A 23,007-nucleotide genomic window follows, 5' to 3' on the forward strand; every position below is an offset into this window, starting at 1 on the left:
ATCCACCTGGCCGGCCTCACCCACGGCGCGTTCACCCCCGACAGCGTGATCCTCGGCCCCGACGGACCCCGCGTCTGCGACATCGGCCTGGGTCTAACCGGCTCCGAGCCGGACTACCGCGCCCCCGAACGCCTGCACGCCGAACTCAACCCCGGCAGCATCCCCGCGCCCGGCTCCGGCAGGGCCGCTGACCTCTTCTCCTGGGCGGCCACCCTCGCCTACGCCGCGACCGGACAGCCCCCCTTCGAAGGCCAACCCGCCCACGTCATCGAAGGCCCCGCCAACCTCACCGGAATCCCTCCGGAGCTGGCCGCTCTCCTCGCCGCCTGCCTCGACAAGCGACCGCACGGACGACCCGACACCAAAACCGCCATGCTCCGCCTCCTCGGCGAAGAATCAGCAATCCAGATCACCGGGGAGAGCCGGGAGAGCCGTACGGCCGGTCCCGAAACAGGGCCGGACTCCCCGGGCGGAACCGCTCCGGCGGCCGGCACGGGAAACGACGCCGGAGCGCGAGCCGGAACCGTTCCGGGAACCGGAGCGCCACAGCCGACGGCGCCGCCGGCCTGGGGAGCTCCGGCACTGCCGGTGAACGCTCCCCCGGCGGACGCGCCCCCGGCTCCGGCAGCCGCACCGGCCGGGAACCGGCCGAAGAGCAGCCGTTTCCCCCTCGTGCTGGCCGCCTGCGTCGGTGTGTTCGCCCTCCTGTCCGGACTCGGGCTGTGGGCCGCCGGAAGTTCCGCCCCCCTCGGCGACGCGCAACGGGCGGCGGCCAACGAGAAGATCACCGATGTCCTCTCAGCGCCGGCGGGGCAGCGACAGGGTGGCGGGGAGGCCCCGGCGGACGGGATGACCACGCCCGGAGGCACCACAGCCGATCCTCAGGCCCCGGATGTCAGGCAGATACAGCTGCCCACGGAGAACCCCGCGGCCCCGTCGCCGGTCTCGTCCGTCGCCCTGCCGCCGAGCACGGTGCCGACGTACCCGGCGACCACGGCACCGGAGGCCAAGAAGCCCGGCGACGGAACCACCCCCACATCGACCGCCAAGCCCAAGAGCGCGCCAAAGAACACGGGGAATCCCAAGTCCGGTCGGACGTCCAAGCCGACCTCCAGACCCACGTCGACGCGTGCGCCCAAGGCGGACTCGGGGCGGAAGTCCTCGCAGGCTCCCGCCCCGACACCCACCAGAACGGCCCAGCCCATGAAGACCGCGCAGCCGACCAAGACCGCGCAGCCCGCGCAGCCGACCAAGACCGCACAACCCATGAAGACCGCGCAACCCACCTCCGCGCCGAAGCCGACGCAATCGACGCCCCCTCCCTCGCGTCCCAACCCCTACAGCCCGCAGCAGGTCTGCGGCTCGGGCTACTACGTGCAGCGGTCCGCCTCCTTCAGCGGCGGAACCGTCTACCAGCTCTACAACACCTCCACCGGCTCCAACTGCGTGGTCACCATGAAGAGCACCGATGTGGGCACCGCCACCTCGGTCTTCGCCACCCTCGAAGTCCAGGGCGGCGGCAGCAGGACCGACCGCGGCAACTACGAGTACTACGCCGGACCGGTCATCCTCTCCGCCAAGGGCAAATGCGTCCGCTTCACCGGCGGCGGCTCCACCGGCAGCACCGGCGCCGACTGGGCCAATTGCGGATGACCCAGTCGGCGGACCTGACCGGCCGGCTCGGTCCCGGCCGGCCAGGTAGCGCAACGCCACCGTTTACCACTGTCGATGATCTCGTTCCTTGATCACGCTTCTATGCTGATCGGTGACAGCGCACCTGGCGATGTGGAGGTGAGATGCAGACCCGCCGCGATCTTTACCAGGCGTACAAGCTGATGACTCAGCGTCTGGGCATGGCCCTGCTCCAGGGGGAGCCGGACCTGCCGGAGTCACCGATGCGCAGACAGAACGTGGCGATGTTCGGCGGCGTGCTCGTCGCGGTGCTGGTGGCCGCCGTCTTCGGCGTGCTGGGCCTGCTCCGTCCGGGCAATGCGACCGCGCTCACCGATCCGGGGACCGTGATCGTGGAGGAGGAGACGGGCGCGACCTTCGTCTACAGCGATCCGCAGAAGAAGATGATCCCCGTCGTCAACGTGACCTCCGCCAGGCTGCTGCTGGGCGAGCAGGAGGTGAAGGTGCGCACGGTCACCGCCGCCTCGATCGCGAAGTACACGCGCGGCACGCTGGTGGGCATCCAGGGCGCCCCCGAGTCGCTGCCCGCCCACGACCGCCTGGTCCGCACCCCCTGGTCGGTGTGCGTCACCGAGGGCGTGGAAACCAACGGCGAGCGCAGGCCGTACACCTCGCTGATCGGCGGGTTCGGCGTCGGAGGCAATCCGATCGAGCAGGGTACGGCCATGGTCGTCGCGGAAGGGGGCCAGGCCTGGCTGCTCTGGGCGGACCGGCGGATGCGCGTTCCCGCCAAGGGCGTGCGGGCGCTGACCCAGGGGCAGCCCCGCCAGGTCCCGGCCGCCTGGCTCAACGGGGTGCCCATCGGGCCTGACTTCCAGAGCCCGTCGATCCCGGGCCTCGGCGGCAGGACACGCGGACCCGACGGCAAGTGGTCCGCGGTGGGACGGGTGTTCACCGTGCCGGCGGTGACCGGCGGACCCGCGAAGTGGTACGTCCTGCTCGCCGACGGCCTGGCGGACCTCACCCCGACCCAGGCCACCCTGTTGCTGGCGGACCCCGTCATCAAGAAGGCGTACGGCCAGGCGGAGCCGCTGCCGAAGCCGTTGGCTCCCGCGACCGCGAACGGGATGCGGCAGTCCGGCACGCGTCTGGACGGCAGCGGGCTGCCCACGACCATGCCGAAGATCATCCCACCGTCGCCGACGAGCCCTCTCTGCGCCGTCTACTCCGACACGGAACGCGGCTCGACCCGGGCGGCGCTGACGGTCGGCAGCACGGCGCCCCTCCCTCAGCCGCCGAAGGGATGGTTCAACCAGAGCACCGTCGACCAGGTGACGCTCTCGCCGGGCTCCGGCGCCTTGGTGGGGACGCTGCCGGGGAACGGCAGGACGGACTCCGTGACGTCGCTCTACCTGATCGGCGACCAGGGGCGGCGGCACGCCATCCTGTCCGCGAACGTGCTTCCGAGCCTCGGCTACTCGTCGGAGGACATCGCCCCGCTTCCGGCGCAGCTCGTGCACCTGATCCCCGAGGGCCCCACGCTCGACCCCGCGGCCGCCCGCAATCCCGTCCAGGCCAACCCGTCGGCGGCGGTCTCCCCGCAGCAGCGATAGGCCCCGGGGGTTCGCCCGGCCCCGCGCCGTACGCGTGGGGCCCGCAGAGACGCGACGGTCAGACGATGCCGGGAACGATCCTGTCCATCGGCGACGGCATCGTCGGGTCTAACCGGAGGTCTTCTTCGTCAGGCCGGTTGCATTGTTGTACTGCAGGCCCGCCTGGGTGAAGTCGGGCTTCTTCTCCGGCAGGACCCTCATCCCCATGAACAGGTGTTTCTGGTTGTACTGAAAACCGTTGACCACCGCGAGGATGGCCCCGGCGCCGCCGACGAGCGTCATCTTCCTCTTGACAACGGCTTTGACGACAGTGTCGATCCTGTCGAGAACGGGGTTGATCATAAGATTCACCGCCGTCCTGTACGGAGGAAAGGGGTAGCTGACAATGAACGCCATCGCCATCGCGCTCATCGCTGCGGCCACGACGACGGCGAAATCGGCGCCCGCGTGATAGGCGAACGCCGTCTGGTCAAGTGTGTCGGCTGCGCCCTTACGACATTTCTGGTTCTCGTCCAGCGCCGCGGTGAAGGCGTCCGCCGCGGCGCTGAAGGCCTCGTAGGCTTCGCCTTCCCAGTGCTTGTCCGCCTTGACCTGATTCTTCAGACGGGTTATCTCGTCTCTGAGAGATACGAGATTGACCTCGGTGCCGCTCTCTCGCCATTCCTGCGCGCATTTCTTCATGCTGCCCGGGTTGGACACCATCAGGCCGAGCGCCGCGGCGATGGCCAACGCCTTCCGGCGCTTGAGGATCAGTGCGGCGGCGGCCGTCGTCGCCACCGCCCCCGCGTATTTCCAGACGTCGGCTTCATACTCCACGACGATTCCCCTCCGCCCTGCCGCTCCGCCGCGTCACTGCTCCTGGCCGATCACGGGAGGCGCCACGTCGATGTCGGCGTCCCAGTCGCTCTCGTCCCCGGTCAGTAAGGAGGATGTCTCCTTGTCCTCACCGGGGTTGCCACCGGCGCCTCCTCCCATCGGGGGCATCATGGGCGGGAACATCGAGCCGCCGCTCATGCCGGCTGCTCGCGGGCCGGTCAGAGGGGAGGAGCCTCCACCGCCTCCCGCTCCGCCGGGGAGGGTGGCGCCACCGGAGGTTGTACCGGCTCCCGTCTGACTCCCCTGATTCCCCGACCACGTTCCGGGGTCCGGAATCTTCGTCTGAGGCGTCGTCAGGCTGTTCGGATCGTAACCGGCCAGGTCGGTCAGCCTCGGGTCCTTGTTGGAGAGGTTGCCCAGGTCCGGGCTGGACAGCTTGTCGTTGACACCGCCCGGATCCAGGTTCGAGGTGTTCGGGATGTTCGGATTGAGGGAGTTCGCCAGATCGTCCTTCATACCCGGCACCTCCGGCATTCTCGGCACGTCTGGTCCGGTGTGGTTCAGATCGGGCAGCGTCCTGTTCCCCAGATCGGAATCGGGCAGCTTGCCACCGTCGAGACCCGAACCCGATGGCATGTTCCCCAGACCGGAGCCGGGCAGCTTGCCACCGTCGAGACCCGAACCCGATGGCATGCCCCCCGGATCGGAACCGGGCAGCTCCCTTGCTCCAGCACCAGGCTTGGCCGGACCAGAGTCTTTATCGTCAGATTTGGTTTTTTTCCGCTCTGTGTCTTCGGCGATCGAACTCTTCTCGTCAGCCGTCTTGTAAGCCTGGTCCGCCTGCGTCAGGGCCGTCTTCCATGAAGACAACGCGGATGCGGCGGCATCGAGGGCGTCGGCCGATGCTCCACAGGTGTTCTCATGGGCGAGGTCCAACCCGATGCCAACAACGCCGCATTTAGGCCATTGCAAGCCGTTATTCCGAGTTTTATTCGCTTTCTCTTTGAAGCCTGGGACGTACTCGCCGATGGAACTCCCCAGGGCCTTCACCTTCCCTTCGGTGAAGCCCACCTCTGGAGCGGTCATGCCGCGACTCCCCGACCGGCTGAGTTACCTGATGTCTCGCCCATCCCACCCCTCCGTTTCACGCTTCCCGGATGGATTCCCGGATCTCCGAGGCATGATCACATCGTCGGCGCAGGCCGATCGGACTCTGCCCCCGCAATACCGGCTACCCCGGCCAACCAGGGCAGAGGCGGCATCGCGGGAGACTAGCAGAGCAGTGGAGGGGTGCCTCCCTGATCGCCGCCCCAGACGTTATGGATCTCCTCAAGCCCGGGACCGCGCGGGCGGTCTTCCTGCTCCTCACCGGCCGCGCCACCCATACCGGGCATGAAGGGTGCCATCGACGCGCCGTTGCTCATCACGCCCCGCGACAGCACCGGAGAGGTCGCTCCTCCTGCCCCCGACCCCGCTCCGGGAAAACCGGTGCCCGCTCCGGGCCCGCCCAGCACCGGCGAGACGTTCGGAACGCTGGTCGTGATATGGGGGAAATTGGTCGTCGGCCCGATGTTCCCGACCGTGTTGGGCGGCGGCACGAGGTTCGTCGTCGGCTGGGTGGAGCTCGCCATCTCGGTGCTCCGAGGATCGTGCCTCTCGTCCCCGCCGATCACCGGCGACACGGTGCCGTCACCGCCCTTGCCGGTGCCGCCGTCCGAGCCCGGACCGCCGGACCCCGGGTCACCGGAACCGTCCGAGCCTGGGCCGCCCGTCCCCGGACCGTTCGAGCCGGGAGCGTCCGTTCCCGGCTGGTCCGTACCGGGACCATGCTGACCGGGATCGCCGGCCCCGGGATCACCGGAACCAGGACCGTGCGTACCGGAGCCGCCCGACCCCGTTCCGCCCGATCCGCTGCCTCCGGAGGAACCCGACCCGCCCGACCCACCGGATCCGGAACCTCCCGGCCAGGCGGAGGAGTCGCCCCCGCCCGCGCCCTGCGAACCGGACCCGGGCGAGCCGTCCTTGTATACCGAGCCTCCGCCGTAGTCGACGTTCTTGTGCTCGGACGTTCCGCCCGGCAGCGACACGGTCGGCAGCTCATACGACACGTAAAGGGGGACCTGGATGGTGTAGAGCTCGACGATCTTCTCGTTCAGCTCGCGCATCACCTTGCGCGCCGTCTTGGTGTCCTCCGATTCCGTCGCCGTGCCGGGGAGCTCAATGAGACCGAGATCGGGAGCGAGCCCGGCAGTCTTCGCCCTGGCCTCGGGAAGGTAGGTCTCGCCGTACAGCCGGAGAGCGGTGGACATCATCTCCATTTTGGAGGACAGCTCGGTTCCGGTGGCGTGCAGCATCTGCATCGCCTTCTGGACCTCGACGGCGGTTTCCCCACCCCATACCCGCGCGAGCTCGTTGGCGACCCTCTGCATGGCGCCGCAGGCCAGATCGACCGTCGATGCCGCGTGCCCGTAGGCGAACCCCGCGTCGTTGACCACGGCGGGCGAGGTGTCGTTCAACCACTTCTGGATCTGGCTCCTCGATGCGAGGACATCACCTGCCTCGGGGACCGCGGCACCGGACCGGATCAGTAGGAACTTCGCTTTGCTACCCACAACGACCTTCCCTACGCCTTCGTGCTGTTCCCGCCGTTGTTCGCATGAGCGGCCCTGGAATACTCGTCGGCGTTCGCACGGATCGCCTTGATGACCTCTTCCAACCGGGTGACGAACAGGTTGTACACGACCCCGAGGGCTCTGCCCCCGTTCTCACCGTCGGAGGCACCCACTGTCTGAACCAACGCGCTCGCCGCCGGCCAGGCTCCGATCTCCGCCTCGGTCAACAGGGAATCCCCCTGAAGCCCTTCCTTGGACCCGGTGGTGTAGCCCTCCGAGTAGGCGGGTCCCTTCATGGCCCCGATGTACTCTTCCAGCTCACCCGCGAGCGTTCTCATCTTGACGGGGTCGAACTCGGAGACGGCGGCCCCTCCGTCCAGTCCGGGCCAGCGCGGGTCGACCGGGAGGGGTTCCGCCTCTCCGGCCTCCAGGGCGTCCTTCCTGGTCATGTTTCTCCTTCGGCGGGAAAGCGGACCACGGGTCGTTCAGACGTGCCGGATACGAAAGATCTCGGCCACCGCGTCACACGGTGACCGAGAGGGACGCGATCATCCACTGATCACGTCAGCCGGCCCAGATGGCCTTGTTCCTCGCCTCGGCCGCCTTGTAGTTGTCATTGGCGACGCCCAGAGCGATCGCGGCCTCGTTGAGCTGACGGCCCATCTCCGCCTCGGCGGCGTCCCAGATCTTTCTGTGCTCTTCGAAGTAGGTCGCCGTGGCGCCCGTCCAGGAGTCGCCGAGCGTCGCCTTGATCTTGGTGATGAGCTCGTCGGTGGCCCTGTCCATCTCGGAGACAACCCCGAGAAGCGCCTCTCTGGTGTTCTCCATCTGTGTGAAGTTGACTCTTGTGTAGTCGCTCACGCTTATCTCCGTTCTTGACCGTTGGCGGGATTACGTCACTTCGCGGCGTTGATGAGTGAGTCGACCCGGTTCATACCGCTCTGCACGTCCTGGTCGTTCGCGCTGTACGTGACGGAGTTCTGGCCCATGTTCGAGGCGATCGTCTCCAGGTCACGCCGTACGATCATCGCCTGCTCGTCCCATTTGGTCATCGCCTGCAGGAACTTGGCCGACGCCGCTCCAAGCCATCCCGAGGCCGTCAGCGCCTGCGTGTCCTCGGCGACCTTCCTCCGCAGACCATCGACGAACTGTGCGGTGTCGACGACCTGCTCCGACGCCAGCTTGATTTTCGCTGCGTCCGCGCCGTATTCGTCAAAAACGTCCTTGATGTCCGCCACTGCTTACCTCCGTGACACGGGAATTGCTTCTTCGTCGCGGTGCCATGCCCTCGCGTCAGCCGTACGAACGCGACACCCCATAGGCAGACAGACGGCACTACTGCCGCGAACATCATCAAATGGCATGCTAGCGATCTAGTGCCACATGGATAACATGGATATATATCACGGATATGTAACGCCTTAGCTCCATCGAAGAAAACGCGCAGGTCAGAGCCTTGCCACTGCACGGCGGACGTCACGGCGCGGGCGCCGTGGTCCGTGTGCGGAACGTAGCGTTTCGCACCTTTCTGTACGGCCCAGCACGGTTGGGCTACTGTTGACGATCACTGAGAGGGCCGCGGGGTGGAGGCTGGGCTTGGCTGGCAATCTGGACATCGACAAGCTGCTCAACTGGGGCAACTCTTCCTCCGATCTCCCCACCGTCGGCCCGGTGGAGATCCACCATCCCGATGCCGGTGGAACCGGAGCCCCCTCTTCCTTCGCCGGGACGTACGAGGGGGCCCTGTTCTCCCCTCCTCAGGAGGACCGGGCAGTCGACGTCTTCGGCACGCAGTCCGGGGCATCCGGCCTTCCCGGCGACGCGTCCCAGCCGCACTCCATCGCCCCTGAGGCTTCCCTGGACGACGGGGCCAAGCAGGTGATCATCACCAACCCGGACGCCCCGGACCGGGACGGCCCGCACGGCGAGAACGACCAGGCGCAAGGATCGGATGACGGACAGGGCCCAGACGACGCGCGGGACTCGGACGGCGTGCAAGAGGCGGACGGCTCCGAGGGGCCGGAAGACCTCGAGCCCGGCCAGGTCGAGCCCGGCGAACCGGGTGACTCGGATGGCCCAGGCGATGAGATCTACCCCGATGATCCGAACGGCGACGTGACCGAGGACCCGAACCCTCCCGCCGAGGACGGCTCCGGCGACTCCAATGGCTCAGATGGCTCAGACGGCTCCAATGGCTCCGGCAGCTCAGACGGCTCCGGCGACTCCAATGGCTCCAACGGCTCGGACGACCCGACGACCCCTATCGAGTCCAGTGACCCGAAGAACCCGGACGATCCGGCGCAGCCCGACGATCCGGCGCAGCCCGACGATCCGGCCACACCCGAGGCCCCGAGCGACTCGGGCGACCCTGGAGCCCCCGCCGACCCGGCGGGACCGGACACACCCGAGGTGCCCAGCACGGACACACCCGGGGTGCCCGGCACGGACACACCGGGGACGGGCACGCCGGGAACGGGCACGCCGGAGGTGCCGGCCGTGGCCGGCGAGCCATCGGGCGGCGGAGGCGCGGGCTCGGGGCTCCCCAGCGGCCTCGGAGGCGGCGGAAACAACGGCCTCGGGGCCGCCGACGCGCAGAAGGAACTCGAAAGGCAGAAGGCCGCCGCCGACGCGCAGGCCAAGAAGGATAAGGCCGCCGCCGACAAGCGGGCTCGGGATCAGGCCCTCGCCGACCAGGGTGTCAACGACCATTGGCGCAACTCAGACACCGATGCGCTCGGCAAGCTGAAGACCGAGTTGACGCACATGGGCGACTCAGGCTCGCATTTCGACCAGGCCAGCCAGAAAAGCAAGGCCATGGACCCCGGTTTCCCGGGGTTCGGCCTGGTCGGCTCCAGCGTGCTCGGCATGGTCGGCATACCGAACCTCAAATCCCAGCACGACATCGCCCGAGACGACATCGCGAACTACATACAGCAGGCCCGTGACCAGGTAAGCGTCCAATTCAGCAGCCAGGTCAAGAACACGATCGGCGTTCTCGACGGCGCCAACAACGCCAGCACGCTGAAAAACGTCTGAGGGGATAGCGGACATGAGTGCTTACGACACCGGCGTTCCTCTTTATCTGGAAGGCATCACGGCGGCCGCGACCGCCTCCTACATGGGCGCACCGAACATGGTGTACACCCACGCGTGCCGGACTGTGGCGCTGCTGGGCGGCTTCAACCTCTCCAGTCCGAGCGACATCGACAAGCTCGCTCAGATCTGGGACCCGGAGCTGAAGAACATCCTCGTCGAGATCCAGGGGCAGATCAAGAAGTCCGGGACCACGGTGACCACCGAAGAGTGGAAGAACATGGGCCGGACCGAGTACGACGCGGCGAACGGCAAGGTCGTCGAGGGGCTCGACTCGGTCATCAAACTCACCACCAGTCAACGGGAGACCCTGGCGGGGATAGCGCGGCTCTCCTTCGGGATGGCGGTCTTCTGCGCCGCCACGGGAAGCGTCCTTCTGGCTATTTCCTTCGCGAAAAGGGCGGCGTGGGTGACCCCGGTGTCGGGCGCGGCCGCCGAGGGGACGGCTACGGCGGCCGGCGAGGCGGCGAAATCGGCGGTGCGGAAAGGGGTGTGGAACAGCGCGAAGGCCTGGGGCGTGGCCGCGATCATCAGCGGGCTCATCTCGACTCAGTTGCGCAGCGCGACGGGGAATTTCCCGAAAACCGCCCCTGACACCAGCAACGCACCCCAGTTCGAGCAGATCAAAATCGATGGCCTGGCGCAGGCGGACCCGCCTAAGACATCGGGCATGTCGGGCGGCATGCCGACCATGCCGAGCATACTGGGCTAGCCGCAGGGACTGCTGGAGAGCGCCTTCAAGGCCGAGTGCGGACATGCCATCCGCACGGTCCGCGGAGCCGACGCCCCCTACCGGTGCGGTCTCACCGGCCTACAGGTCGAGGCGGCGGCGGATGCGGTCGAGCTCCCCCATGACGTCCTCGAACGTCCGGTTGTAGGCGGCCTCCGCGTCCTTGATCTGGTTGATCGCCGCGTCCGGGTCGTTGATGAACCTCATCGGGTTGTCCTCTTCACCGAACACCTCGCCCATGGCCTCGTTGACCTGCTTCTGCAGATCCTCAGCGGCGGCGGCGATGACCATCTTGATCTTCTCGGCGAGCTCGCTCGCGCTCAGCCGCAACGCCTTCGGGTGGAGCACGAGCTCACGGATCCCCCCGGCCGCGTACTCAACGGTGACCAGACCATCGTCGTCCGACGCGTGGCCGACGAGCGTCTCCATGCTCTTCTGGAGCTCTTCCATCCGGGCGAACTGACCATCTGCCCCGTTCAGCAGCTTCTCAATGTCAATGTTCGCAAAATCGCCGAAGCCAGCCGTCATCGACCGTTCTCCCCCACTTGGGCACTGCCGGCCCCACGAGTAACAACCGGCCGCTTCCGGAGCAGGCTAACCGCACCGCCCGTTTCCCCGCAATCCAGGCACCGGCTACGGTTTCGGCTCGTCAACCTTGGGCGCGATCCAGTCGAAATTCTGGTAGTCCTTCGGGAGCCGGTTCGGGGCGGGAGGCTGCTGGTAGGACGGATACTCGCCGGAGTCGATGGTCGCCTGCTTGAAGTCCACCTTCGCGTCACCGTCCGGCGTGATGTAGCCGAACTGGTGCTCCTTTTTGAGCATGGTCAACATGACCTCGCTCGCCGCCTTCAGCGCTGATCCCAGCGTCAGGGTCAAGACGGCGACCGTCCCGTTGGCCGCGGTCGTGACGAACTTCTCCAGCAGCATGCCCCAGAGCTTGGTCTGCGGCAGAAGCTGCATGCGCTTGGCGAAGACCAGCAGGGTGGCCGTGGTGACGGCCAGGCTCGCGAGCTTCAGCCAGTAGCTCCGGTAGCCCGCGGCCACCTCGTCGAGCATGCCCCCGACGTCGCCGAAGATGCTGCGCAGGACGCCGATCTCCCGGTGGAAGAGCCAGATGACCCGCTCGAACTCCTGCTGGTCCATCGCGATCCAGTTGGTCCGCGACGTGGCGACGAGCTGCGGGAGAAGCTGCTTGATCCCGTCGTCCAGCCGGCCGGCGATGCCGTGCTCCCAGTTGCTCGCCGCCTGCGCCATACCGGGCTCGTTGACGATCGCCATACTCGCGATGAAGATCGCTGGAGCGAGGTACGCCGACCATCTGCCGGCCTTCTTCAGCTTGTCAAGTACATTCGGGCCGATCGGCTCCGGTGCAGGGGGATTAACCGTCACCGTGCGAACCACGTTCCTGTGGGCGTCCGCGATATACAGCTGTCCTCCCGTTGTGGGCATCCGCTCGCCCGGGAGGTACAGCTTCCCTGGCGCCCCTCCCTCCGGAGTGGACATAAAAAGGCATCCCTTCAGATCACTTCAGCTGGTGCGCGTACAGCCCACCACGAGACATGCGAGACCGCCCGCTGCGGATCCCGCACCCGGCTCAGAAACCGGGCATCAGCGATACCTGACGATGCTGCGGTCCTCGGCGGTCCGCCAGTTGCGCTCCGCGACGGCGAGCGCCTGGCACCAGCCGTCGACGGCCTTCTCGGCATCGCCGAGCAGCGCGTCCCCCTGCCGGCACATGCCCTCATAGGCGCCATTCATGATCATCCCACCGAGGATCCCGAACCCCGGAGAGTCGACGTGAACCGTGCCGATCAGGCTCCGGACGAAGACCACCGCCTCCTTGAGCTCGTTCTCGACCCGGCTACGCGTGTGGGAGATCGTCGCCGACGTGACGTGGATGTCCTGGCTGGAGGAGCCAGACTGCCCAGCGAGCGAAGAGGCGCTGACAGCACCGTTTCTGTCCATAATCCGATCCTCGCCGACAGCCCGCCCGGACCCGGCCCCCACCAGGGTAACTTCATGATCATTTAACCGGACGGACAGCCGGCGCTGGCCGCCGGTTAACCCACGGCGAGTGGCCTGGCATACATGGAATCCAATGATCCGGAGTTCCGCCTCGACGACCTCGACCATGTCGTGCGGGACAGCGAGCGGTCCCTGCGCGACCTCACCGCGGCGATGGCCGGACTCGGTGAGATCACCGGGTCGGGCGAGAGCCGCAGCGGCCTGGTCTCGGCACAGGTCGGCGCCGACGGCCGCGTGACAGGTGTGACGATCGCGTCCCGGGGGATGCGGCTGGACAGCGACGCCCTGTCCAGGGAGGTGGTGGAGGCGGTGCAGGCCGCGCAGGACGCCCACGGACGTCAGGCGCGGGAGCTGGCGGCACCCCCGCTCGGCGGGGAGGACGCGATCCAGACGGTCCAGCGTGAGTTCGAGGGCCTCCAGCAGTCCTTCGCCGCGGAGATGGGCGAGCGGATCGCCAGGTGGGAACGGATGAGAGACCGCGACCACTGGGAGCGGTGACGCCCGTCGCGCCTCATCCGGCCTCCTGCCCGCCGTACCTCATCCCGCCAGTCCGCGCACCCAGGAGTAGACGTCCAGCACTCCGAGGGAGAGCGGGAACAGCGAGACGATCAACAACAGCTCGATGATGTCCCCGGCACGGCCCCAGAACGGCGACGGCTTACCCGACTGCAGCCACAGGCCCATGCTCACGGAGATCACCGCGACGCATAGGAGCCCCATCAGCACGGCGATCGCAATGGCGCCTCCCGCCCCGGCGGCCTGCGAGATCGCGAACATGGCGAGACCGGCGAGACCGGCGATCGTCAGCCAGAGCCGCTGGCCGACCCCCTGGAAGACGCGGATGCGCAGAATGAGGACCAGCGACAGCGCCAGCGCGTTGGCCAGGGCGACCCAGTCGGTGTCCATCAGGAGATACACCTCGGCCACCAGGGCCACCAGCGCGATCCCCACGACCATCCCGGTCGAGTAGGCCCGTGCGTGACCGGTGCGCTCCTTGAGGTCGGCGCCGTCGATCTGCTGGTTGTCGTTGCGCAGTTCCTCGGCGCTGGTCGGCATGGCGGGCATCTGCACGCCGGCGAGCCGGAACGACAGCACCGGGATCAGCGAGCTGAACGCCAGTATGATCGACAGGGCCACCGCCGCCACTCCCGCGGGGGAGGCCCCGGACACCATCACGACGGCGGCGCTCACCGCTCCGACCATCGAGGCGATGGCGGAACCGAGGAAAATCGGCACGCCGTCGGCGATCGCGATCATGCCGATGGTGGACACGAGGCCGACGGAGGCGAGCGCGGCGAGCATGTGCGCCGAGCCGAGCCCGGACAGACTCCCGGCGCCCATCGGCGCGAGAAGTCCGGCCAGGAAGCCGTACGGCAGAGCCGCGTAGCCGATCAGCGCACCCGCCGACGAGTCGCCCACCACCCGGGACATCGCGGTGCCCCCGATGATCAGGAGGAGGGCGAACACCCCGGCGACCACGGCGGACACCGTCCACGGTGGTCCCGCCAGCACCAGAGCGGCCACCCCGGTGATGAGGAGCGCGGCCCCGGCGCCCACCCCGACCAGGCGGGTGTGCTGCGAGCCCCATCTGTCGGGACCCTCCTTGACGCCCGTGGCGACCACGTCGGCCACGTCGTCGTACAGGGCCGGGGGCAGTTCGGCCTCACGTGGCCGTAGATAGAGCACCTCGCCGTCGAGGACCCCCAGGGCTCCCAGGCTCTGGCCGAGGTCGAGCGGGGTGCCGCCGAGCCGCTGGAGCACCCATCCCGGACCCGACGCCGACTCCCCGCCGGCCTCCCCGACCGCGCGCAGCAGTCCGGGCAGGACGTGGGGCAGCGGAATGTCCGCGGGCAGTGCCAGGTCGGCCTTCCTGCGCGGAGCCACGATCGTGACATGGCACAGCGACGGCAGCGGCGCGGCGAACTGGGCCAGCGCACCCTGCGGCATCGGCCCCTGTGCGGGCGTTTGAGCCAGCGACCTCACAGACGTACTCCCCGTTAACCACATGCATCACGGACATCACTGACATCACGGATACGGTATCGGGGAGGGTGGGGATCACGCGCGACAGCCACAGATAAACGTTCTCTGGTAGGAAGTAGCGCAAACAACCAGGAAGGCGATTCCAGGGTGAGCATCGTCATCGTACGGCGCCCAGAGCGACGGCCACCGCCCAAGTCTCCCCGGGGCGAAATCCTGCTCGAGTCGCCGCCGGAGATCCCCGAGGTCCAGTCGCAGGGTTTCACTGCGGTGCTCACCTACCTGCCAATGCTCGCGGGCGGTGCCGCGATGGGCCTGATGTTCACCGCGGGCGGCAACTCCAGCCCGATCATGTATGTCGCGAGCGGCCTGTTCGCCGTGTCCATGATGGGCATGACCGTGGGCCAGATAGGCCGTCAGGCCGGAGAGCGCAAGCAGCGGCTGAACGGCCTGCGCCGCGACTACTTCCGCTATCTCTCCCAGGTCCGCAAGAAGGTACGGCGGGCGGCGACGCAGCAGCGCGAGGCCCTCGAATGGAGCGGCCCCGCCCCCGACTCGCTCTGGTGGGTCGCCATGAGCCAGCGCCTGTGGGAACGGCGGCCCCGCGACGACGACTTCGGCACGGTACGGCTCGGCACCGGCGTCCAGAAACTCGCCATCCAGCTGATCCCCCCCGACTCCAGGCCGGTGGAGGACCTGGACGCCCTGACGTCCGGCGCGCTGCGGAGGTTCGTCCGGGCGCACTCGACGGTGGCCGGACTGCCGGTGGCCGTGGCCCTGCACTCCTTCGCGCGGATCAACCTGACGGGCGACCCGGTGGCCGTACGCGAACTCGTGCGCGCGATGATCGCCCAGATGACCGTGTTCCACTCCCCGGACGACATGCGGATCATGGTGTGCGCGAGCAAGGAGTGGATGCCCCAGTGGGACTGGGCCAAGTGGCTGCCCCACGCGCTGCATCCGGAGGAGACCGACGCCGCCGGCCAGGTACGGCTGATGACCGAGAACCTCGCCGAGCTCGACCGGCTGCTCGGCCCGGAGCTGAAGGAGCGTGCGCGGTTCCGGCCCGGCGCCTCCGCCGACGCGCTGCCGTACCACGTGCTGATCATCGATGGCGGGCACGTGCCGCACGACTCCCAGCTTGGCATGGACGCCATCCAGGGCGTCACCGTGATCGACCTGTCCGGAACGGCGGGGCCGATCGAGGAGAAGAACACGCTGCGGCTGGACATCCAGCCGGACGGCTTCTTCATGATCAGGATCGACCACACCGGCAAGCAGAGCTCGACCCGCCTGGGCGAGCCCGACAAGCTGGACTTCCTGCGGGTCGAGGGCCTGGCCCGGCAGCTCGCCCCCCTGCGCGCCTCGACCGCGAAGGGAGGGGAGGCTCAGGACGTCCTGGCGGTGAACACCTCCCTGACCGACCTGCTCGGCGTCGGCGACCCGGGGCGCCTTGACCCGGCGGTGACCTGGCGGCCCAGGGCAGGGCGTAACCGGCTCCGGGTGCCGATCGGTCTCGGTGTGGACGGCCGCCTGGTCGAACTCGACATCAAGGAGTCGGCGCAGGGCGGCATGGGGCCGCACGGCCTGGTCATCGGCGCCACGGGATCCGGCAAGAGCGAGCTGCTGCGGACCCTGGTGCTCGGTCTGGCGATCACCCACTCGTCGGAGATCCTGAACTTCGTCCTGGTCGACTTCAAGGGTGGCGCCACCTTCCTCGGCCTCGACACCCTGTCCCACGTCTCGGCGGTCATCACCAACCTCGAAGACGAGCTGCCCCTCGTCGACCGCATGTACGACGCCCTGCACGGGGAGATGGTCCGCCGCCAGGAGCTGCTCCGCTCCGCCGGCAACTACGCCTCCCTGCGCGACTACGAGCGCGCCCGCGAGCAGGGTGTCGACCTGCAGCCGATGCCCACGCTGTTCGTCGTGATCGACGAGTTCAGCGAGCTGCTCTCGGCCAAACCCGAGTTCATCGAGCTGTTCGTGATGATCGGACGGCTCGGCCGCTCGCTCGGCGTCCACCTTCTGCTGGCCTCCCAGCGCCTGGAGGAAGGGCGGCTACGCGGTCTGGACACCCACCTGTCCTACCGCGTCGGCCTGCGCACCTTCTCCGCGATGGAGAGCCGGGTCGTGCTCGGCGTGGCCGACGCCTACGAACTGCCGTCCGCCCCGGGCAACGGCTATCTCAAGTTCGAGACCACCGGGATGACCCGGTTCAAGGCCGCCTACGTGTCCGGCGCCTACCAGGCGGACCCCCTCAGCGCGGCGGCGACGGGCGGGCAGGGTCCGCTCCGGCAGGTCGTGGAGTACGGTCCGGAGTTCTCCCCGGTCCCCATCGTGGAGGAGCCCAAGAAGGAACCGACGGCGGCACCGGACGCGCCGGCCGACCGGGGGGCGCTCAGCATGCTGGACGTCGTGGTCGGCCGGTTGAACAGCCAGGGACCGCCCGCCCACCGGATCTGGCTGCCGCCGCTGGGCGACTCCCCGACCCTCGCCCAGCTGCTTCCGGCGCTGTCGGCGACACCCGAGTACGGCCTGAGCACGGCCGGATGGGCGGGCCGGGGACAGCTGCACGCCGTCGTGGGCATCATCGACAGGCCGTTCGAGCAGCGGAGTGACCCGTTCTGGCTGGACCTGTCAGGCGCGGCCGGCCACGTCGGCGTCGCCGGGGGAACGCAGAGCGGCAAGAGCACGGTGCTGCGCACGCTGATCGCCGGCATGGCGCTGACGCACACCCCGCGCGAGGTGCAGTTCTACTGCCTGGACTTCGGCGGCGGCTCCCTCGCCTCGCTGGAGGGGCTGCCCCACGTGGGCGGGGTCGCCAGCCGCCTCGACGCCGACCGCGTCCGCCGTACGGTCGCCGAGATCTCCACCCTGCTCCAGCAGCGGGAACGCGACTTCACCGAGCAGGGGATCGACTCGATCACCACCTACCGGCGGCAGCTCGCCGACGGGACGATCCAGGGCGACCGGTTCGGCGACGTCTTCCTGGTGGTCGACGGCTGGCTGACCGTCCGGCAGGAGTTCGACACACTCGAACCCGTCATCACCGACCTGGCCGCACGCGGGCTCGGCTACGGCATCCACGTCGTGGCGGCCACCAACAAGTGGTCGGAGTTCCGTCCCGGCATCCGCGACCTCTTCGGCAACCGGGTGGAGCTCAAACTCGGTGACGCCTACGAGTCGGAGGTCAACCGCAAGACGTCGCTGGCCGTACCCGAAGGCGTGCCGGGCCGCGGGCTCACCAAGGAGGGCCTGCACTTCCTGGCGGCGCTCCCCCGGATCGACGGCGTCCAGAAGGCCGACGACCTGTCCACCGGTGTCCGCACGCTCGTCCACGCCGTCAAGGACGCCTGGCAGGGACCTCCCGCCCCCGCGGTACGGCTGCTACCGCCGGTGCTGCCCGCCGAGACGCTGCCCGGCCCGGAGCAGATCGGGCCGGACCGGATCCCGATCGGCATCGACGAGGCCAACCTGGCGCCCGTCCTGGTCGACTTCGAGGCCGACCCGCACTTCATCGTGGTAGGCGACACCGAGAGCGGGAAGTCCAACATGCTGCGCCTCATCACCGAGGGTCTGGTCGCCCGGCACACGCCGCAGGAGGCCATGATGATCGTGATCGACTACCGGCGGTCCCTGCTGGACTCCGCCGCCACCGAGCACCGCATCGGCTACGCGGCCTCCAGCGCGGCGGCGATCGATCTGATCAAGGACGTGCGCGGCGCGCTGCTCAAGCGGCTGCCTCCGGCGGACCTGACGCCGGAGCAGCTCCGGTCCAGGAGCTGGTGGCAGGGTTCGGACCTGTACATCGTCGTCGACGACTACGATCTCGTGGCGACCTCGGCGAATCCGCTCCAGCCGCTGGCCGACCTGCTGCCGCAGGCCCGCGACATCGGCCTCCATCTCGTCATGTCCCGCGCGATGGGCGGCGTCGGGCGGGCCATGTTCGACTCGGTCATCCAGAAGATCAAGGACATGGCCAGCCCCGCCGTGATCCTGTCCGGCAACAAGGACGAGGGCTTCCTGTTCGGCAATGTGCGTCCGCACCCGCTCCCACCGGGCCGGGGCTACCACGTCGACAGGAAGCACGGCGCGCGCCTGGTGCAGACCGCCTTCCTGCCACCCTCCACACTGGAAGATCATCAATAGCGTCCCCGGCAGCTGAGAGAGGATTGGATCTGTGGTCGGCCGGGTCCACGTGGATGAACGCCTGGCCCATCACAGGTCACGGCCGTGGCTGCGCGGCGCATACGGAGCGTGCCCAGACCGCTCCGGTACCGGCAGCCCGAACTAAACGCCGGCGTCGTGGAGCGGAGCCGCCTGTCCCCCATCGGCCCAGGAGCGGATTCACGGACCGCCCTGCTCGGCGGGGAGATCCGGCCATCCGCCGTCGAGCAGGGACTTGGCCCGGTCCCAGACCCCGCCCGGGATCGGGTCGTCAGGCAGGAATATGCGCAACCCACCGCGCTCGCTCAGGAAGCCGCCGTCATCACTGGAGCCGACGGGAGTCATGTCGCCGTATTCATTGACCGCCATCAGGGAGTCGGCCGCGATCACCACACGGCCGGTCTGTCGCGCCAGCTCCAGCGCGGCAGGAGCCTCTCCCCAGCCGATACGGCAGTTGCCGAGGTAGATCACCACGTCGTCCGGCCCCAGGCGGGGCTCGTTCAACAGCAGCATCGCCTGCTCACCGGCTGTGAGCTGCGTGTCTCCGATGACGATCCCATCCGGGTTTCCATGACCGTCGACGTAGAAGGCACCGTCCATCGCGGGCACGGCGCGCGCGCTGTCGGCGAGGGCCATGTCACCCTCATCACCCGGGTCGCGGTACCACACCCCCGCGTCGGTCTCTTCCCTGTGCTCCTCGAAGTGCCGGAGAAGCTCCCCGGTCAGCTCCGGCCGGGCCTTCGGGTGCCCGCCCTCCCGCGCGGGGAGGGCGACCTCTCCCCCTTCGGAGAGGTGGACCAGGAAATAGCTCTTGACGCCGTAGGAGGACTCGTGGATCGCGAGCACCCGGTACCGCGAATCCGCGCCGAACATCACATGGTGCGGTCTGCCGGACAGTCCGTCGACCAGGACGTGGTCGCCGCGGATGATCAGCTGCGCGCTCCGCGGCGCGTCCGGCAGGAAGCGGGGATCGTCGACCCCGTCGAGGAACCCCCTGAAAGCCAGCTCCCCGCCGGGGGCGATGTCGGCGGGGATCCAGTCCACGGGCACGCGCGCCTGAACGGTCCCGTCGCGGTGCGGCAGCCGGGTCAGGGCGGCATCGGCCAACTCCGCGTACGCCTGTGCCCTCGCGGCGTCTCCGGAGTCCCCGGCCCGCCCGGACGCCGCCTCGTTCAGCTCCCGGAGGTTGTCTCCTTGCAGCACATGGGTGAGCGCCTCATGGGGCTCCGTCTCGGCGAGGTCGTGCGGCCATCCCGGCGGATCCGCGTGATGGTCCACGGCATGCCCGTCGGCCCCGGCATGCCCGGGGACACCGTCCAGGTCTCCCAGAACCGGCTGATCTCCGTCGGCATGCCGCGCGACGTGCCCCAGCCGGTCCATGAGATCGTCATGCCAGTCCAGCAGGCCCCGGCGCTCGAACTCGGGCCGGGTCGCCTCCAGCCGCGCCGAGACGGCGGCGATGTCCGCCTCGCCCAGTTCGTTGCGCCTGAGAGTGAAGTCGACCAGCTCGCCCTGGGAGAAGATGCTCCGTTCGACGAATATGTGGTTGAGCGGCTTCTCCCAGGCGTCGGCGAAGTCACGGTCGATCTTGAGCGCGGGCCGGCCCAACTCGTCCGCCCCGGGTACGTGCCGGTGGAAGCCCTCGCCAAGGGTCAGCACGTCATACAGGGAGCGCCTCATGGATTCGGTGAGGGACTCGCTCCACGCCAACGGCTTCAGCGCTTCGAGCTTTGTCCAGGCGACGCGGTTCTCGTAGACGACGGTCTCGCTCGCGCGATGGATTCCGCCCTCGCCGTCAGCGATGGACTGCGGCGGCAGAGCCCCCAACTCGTGGTAGTCCGCTTCAGCGATTTCTTGGTACTCCCGGCGGAACGAGCGCGCGCCATCGTTGAAGGTGACGAGTTCCAGCTTGACGCCGCCTCCGAGGTCGACCCGCTGGGAGTCGCGGATCCCCGTCTCCACGCTCCTGCGCAGCGCGGTGTTGCCGTAGTCCTGATAGACAGAGCCTCCCGATCGGTGGATGGCGGGGCCGTCCAGACCCATCGTCTGCCGGACCAGTGCCGCCGCCTCCGCCGCGTCCGCGTCCCGGCCGGTGAACCGGATGGCGGATGTCCCGTCGCCGAAGGTGACGATCTCCAGTCGGGTGGCCCCGTTCTCGACGGTCCGGGAATGGTGGACGCCGCTGTCCGCGCTCCTGCCCAGCCATCCACCGGCATCAGGAGGACCAGGCGAGAGGTCCTGCGGAACAGGCGCGTCACGGACCGGCGTGACGTCAGACGTGTTCGGCGACCCGCGCACCGGGTCCGGATGCGCGGAAGGCGAGGTTCCCGTGTGGACAGTCGGCGGGTCGAAGGGGACGACGGGCAACCCCCGAGGCGCGTCGAGGAGCGACGTCGTGCCCGCGGCCTGCTCAGCCACCTTCGAGAACGCGAACGTGACGTTGGCATGCCAGTCGTCCCGCCCCAAGGCGTGGAACTCGCCGGCCAGGGCGTCGATCCGCGCCCCGATGATCCGGACGTCTTCCGGGCTGAGCGGATTCCTCGCCCACTCGAAGCGCATCGGCGCCACTTCCTGGAAGAAGTTGCGGACGAGTGGGTTCCGTACATCGGGAAGCACCCCCTGGAACGCCTGCTGGTGGTCGAACCCCCGCAGGACGCCGCCCGCGCCGACTCTCATGTCCTCGTGGCCGTGGTTGGTGCCGACGCGGTCGTGATGGCTGGTGAGCGTGTCGAGAAGGCCCAGCAGAAAACCGTCGCGCGTGTTGTGGTGTCCCGGGACCTCCCAGCTTCCGCCGGGACCGCGGTGGACGGCCGGTCTCTCGCCGTCGACCCAGTCGATCAGGATGTGGCGGTCTCCGACTATATGGGTGGCGGGCACGTCCGCGCCGACGGCCTGCCCCAGCCGTGAGGCGAGATGCTCGCGGTCCCGGGCCTCCGGCCCGGCCAGTTCCTTGAGGGCCGCACGCGTTCCGTCGCCCAGGGTGACGGCTTCGACCTTCACGGTCTCGGTGCCGGATCTGAGCGGCTCGCGGGGACCCACGATCCCGGTGGCCACGCTCTCGGCGAACTTCCCGTGGTCGCGGAGGGCGGCGGGACGCGACGGCGTTGCGGCATCCGCCCTGGCGTGGTGGGGCGCGGCCGGACCCACCTGCTGTGGAAGGACGACGGCACCGGAGGGATCCGGCCGGTTGATCAATCCGTCGATGCGGTTCACATCCGGGCGCGCGGCAGGGACGCCGTCCGCATGCACCGCGTCCGGTACGGCCTGGCTGTCGGGCACCGCCTGGGCCAGGCTGGTCGCCGGATCGGGGCGGGCCCCGTCAGGGACGTGCCCGGCGGCGCCGGGAGGTCCCTCCGGCTTGGCCGTGTCATTGGCCGTGTCCGCCCGGTGGGCGTCGCCGCCCGGTCCCCCGCCGACGTCCGGACCACGGCCGGTGGGGGTCATCCCCGCCCAGTGCGCGTCGGCGGCCCCGATCACGCCCGCCGAGGTCCCCTTGAGCACCATCTCCCAGTCGAACTGGCCGCTGAGCCCGAGAGTCACCGCCGTGGCCGCCCCGTTGGCCACGCCCGACTGGGCCATCATCCCCGCCATCGACTGGGTGGCGGTCGCCAGCCACTTCTCGGCCGCCGTCATCTCCCCCCGGGCCAAGCCCGCCCGCAGCCCGCTGGTCGACAGCCGCGACAGCCCACCGGACAGGCCGGTCAGGAAGACTCCGGTCAGCGCCCCGGTCCCCGCCGAGGTCAGGACCTGGTGCCAGTCGATCGCGTCGCGTCGCGACTGGGAGGCCTGCACCCCCAGATCCATGCCGCCGACCAGGGTGCCGAACAGGCCGATGTTGAACAGCAGCCGGGTCGCGATCTGCCGGATCGTCAACCGGGTCAGCTGCGCCCGCGCCCCGATCAGCCCCAGTGTCAACCCGCCCGACACGAACGCCGCTCTCGCCAGCCAGATGATCTGGAGGAGCAGGAGCCAGACCGACACCTCGATCATCCGCTTGGTGTACTCGACCTGGACTCCCGCGCCGTTGAACTCCAGCGCCGCGGCGACCAGGCGGTCGACCAGTTCGGCCTGCCTGCCCCCCGTCACCAGCCGCACGTGCTCGGCGAACGCCTTGAGCGCCTCCCCGTCCCAGTCCGCCGGACCATCCGGTGGCTCCCCGGGTCTGCGGCCCCCGGAGGCCGGGTCGCCCTCCGCCACCCGCCGTGCCGTCGCCGCGCACGCGTCAGCGAGCCGGAAGCACTTCGATTCATCGCCTTCGGGCCAGTCCATCCCCACGACCCAGCCGGCCATCGGCTTGAACCAGTCAGGGACGAGGAGCCCGTCGAACCCCACGGAC

17 protein-coding genes are annotated in these 23,007 nt (G+C 68.8%); 6 read left to right on the forward strand and 11 right to left on the reverse strand.

Annotated elements, in window-relative coordinates:
* Both ACIN94_RS11190 and eccB read left to right on the forward strand, forming a co-directional pair.
* The coding region (locus ACIN94_RS11190) for a serine/threonine protein kinase (RefSeq protein ID WP_400703068.1) at positions 1-1,653 on the forward strand (1,653 nt) is incomplete at its 5' end.
* Positions 1,654-1,796: 143 nt separating this feature from the next.
* A complete protein-coding gene (gene eccB, locus ACIN94_RS11195; protein ID WP_400703071.1) occupies positions 1,797-3,245 on the forward strand; it encodes a type VII secretion protein EccB in 1,449 nt (482 codons plus the stop codon).
* A gap of 108 nt (positions 3,246-3,353) precedes the next feature.
* Here eccB and ACIN94_RS11200 read toward each other — a convergent pair whose 3' ends face one another.
* The 6 genes from ACIN94_RS11200 to ACIN94_RS11225 all read right to left on the reverse strand — a co-directional run bounded on the left by ACIN94_RS11200 (position 3,354) and on the right by ACIN94_RS11225 (position 7,911).
* The gene (locus ACIN94_RS11200; RefSeq protein ID WP_400703074.1) at positions 3,354-4,061 is read right to left on the reverse strand and encodes a hypothetical protein; all 708 of its coding nucleotides are present in this window, start codon (positions 4,059-4,061) and stop codon (positions 3,354-3,356) included.
* Positions 4,062-4,094: 33 nt separating this feature from the next.
* Positions 4,095-5,147 carry a hypothetical protein gene (locus ACIN94_RS11205; protein WP_400703077.1) on the reverse strand — a complete coding sequence of 351 codons (1,053 nt, stop codon included), beginning with the start codon at positions 5,145-5,147 and terminating at the stop codon, positions 4,095-4,097.
* A gap of 185 nt (positions 5,148-5,332) precedes the next feature.
* On the reverse strand, positions 5,333-6,673 hold the full coding sequence (locus ACIN94_RS11210) for a WXG100 family type VII secretion target (protein ID WP_400703080.1): 1,341 nt from the start codon (positions 6,671-6,673) through the stop codon (positions 5,333-5,335).
* A gap of 11 nt (positions 6,674-6,684) precedes the next feature.
* Complete coding sequence (locus ACIN94_RS11215) at positions 6,685-7,122, reverse strand: hypothetical protein (RefSeq protein WP_400703083.1); 438 nt, start codon at positions 7,120-7,122, stop codon at positions 6,685-6,687.
* A 115-nt stretch (positions 7,123-7,237) separates the two neighbouring features.
* Entirely contained in the window at positions 7,238-7,534 is a 297-nt protein-coding gene (locus ACIN94_RS11220) for a WXG100 family type VII secretion target (protein WP_400703086.1), read from the reverse strand.
* A 35-nt stretch (positions 7,535-7,569) separates the two neighbouring features.
* Positions 7,570-7,911, reverse strand: coding sequence for a WXG100 family type VII secretion target (locus ACIN94_RS11225; RefSeq protein WP_400703088.1), 342 nt, complete (start codon positions 7,909-7,911; stop codon positions 7,570-7,572).
* 358 nt (positions 7,912-8,269) lie between these two features.
* On the opposite strand from ACIN94_RS11225, the gene ACIN94_RS11230 reads away from it, so the two are divergent.
* Both ACIN94_RS11230 and ACIN94_RS11235 read left to right on the forward strand, forming a co-directional pair.
* Positions 8,270-9,709, forward strand: a complete 1,440-nt coding sequence (locus ACIN94_RS11230) for a hypothetical protein (RefSeq protein ID WP_400703091.1) — start codon at positions 8,270-8,272, stop codon at positions 9,707-9,709.
* A gap of 13 nt (positions 9,710-9,722) precedes the next feature.
* On the forward strand, positions 9,723-10,478 hold the full coding sequence (locus ACIN94_RS11235) for a hypothetical protein (protein ID WP_400703094.1): 756 nt from the start codon (positions 9,723-9,725) through the stop codon (positions 10,476-10,478).
* A 99-nt stretch (positions 10,479-10,577) separates the two neighbouring features.
* On the opposite strand, the gene ACIN94_RS11240 is transcribed toward ACIN94_RS11235, so the two are convergent.
* The 3 genes from ACIN94_RS11240 to ACIN94_RS11250 all read right to left on the reverse strand — a co-directional run bounded on the left by ACIN94_RS11240 (position 10,578) and on the right by ACIN94_RS11250 (position 12,461).
* Positions 10,578-11,024, reverse strand: coding sequence for a YbaB/EbfC family nucleoid-associated protein (locus ACIN94_RS11240; protein ID WP_400703097.1), 447 nt, complete (start codon positions 11,022-11,024; stop codon positions 10,578-10,580).
* A gap of 105 nt (positions 11,025-11,129) precedes the next feature.
* Positions 11,130-11,774, reverse strand: a complete 645-nt coding sequence (locus ACIN94_RS11245; protein WP_400703100.1) for a hypothetical protein — start codon at positions 11,772-11,774, stop codon at positions 11,130-11,132.
* Positions 11,775-12,104: 330 nt separating this feature from the next.
* A complete protein-coding gene (locus ACIN94_RS11250) occupies positions 12,105-12,461 on the reverse strand; it encodes a hypothetical protein (RefSeq protein ID WP_400703103.1) in 357 nt (118 codons plus the stop codon).
* Positions 12,462-12,584: 123 nt separating this feature from the next.
* Here ACIN94_RS11250 and ACIN94_RS11255 point away from each other — a divergent pair, with 123 nt between their 5' ends.
* Positions 12,585-13,019: a YbaB/EbfC family nucleoid-associated protein gene (locus tag ACIN94_RS11255; RefSeq protein ID WP_400703106.1), complete on the forward strand. Its 435-nt coding sequence runs from the start codon at positions 12,585-12,587 to the stop codon at positions 13,017-13,019.
* 39 nt (positions 13,020-13,058) lie between these two features.
* On the opposite strand, the gene eccD is transcribed toward ACIN94_RS11255, so the two are convergent.
* Positions 13,059-14,504: a type VII secretion integral membrane protein EccD gene (gene eccD / locus ACIN94_RS11260; RefSeq protein WP_400703109.1), complete on the reverse strand. Its 1,446-nt coding sequence runs from the start codon at positions 14,502-14,504 to the stop codon at positions 13,059-13,061.
* 147 nt (positions 14,505-14,651) lie between these two features.
* Between eccD and eccCa the strand changes: the two genes are divergently transcribed.
* A complete protein-coding gene (gene eccCa, locus ACIN94_RS11265; protein WP_400703112.1) occupies positions 14,652-18,653 on the forward strand; it encodes a type VII secretion protein EccCa in 4,002 nt (1,333 codons plus the stop codon).
* Positions 18,654-18,851: 198 nt separating this feature from the next.
* On the opposite strand, the gene ACIN94_RS11270 is transcribed toward eccCa, so the two are convergent.
* Positions 18,852-23,003, reverse strand: a complete 4,152-nt coding sequence (locus ACIN94_RS11270; protein ID WP_400703115.1) for a hypothetical protein — start codon at positions 23,001-23,003, stop codon at positions 18,852-18,854.
* Between the last annotated feature and the right edge of the window lie 4 nt (positions 23,004-23,007).

It is taken from the genome of Streptosporangium sp. NPDC087985 (assembly GCF_044741965.1).
Taxonomy (GTDB): domain Bacteria; phylum Actinomycetota; class Actinomycetes; order Streptosporangiales; family Streptosporangiaceae; genus Streptosporangium.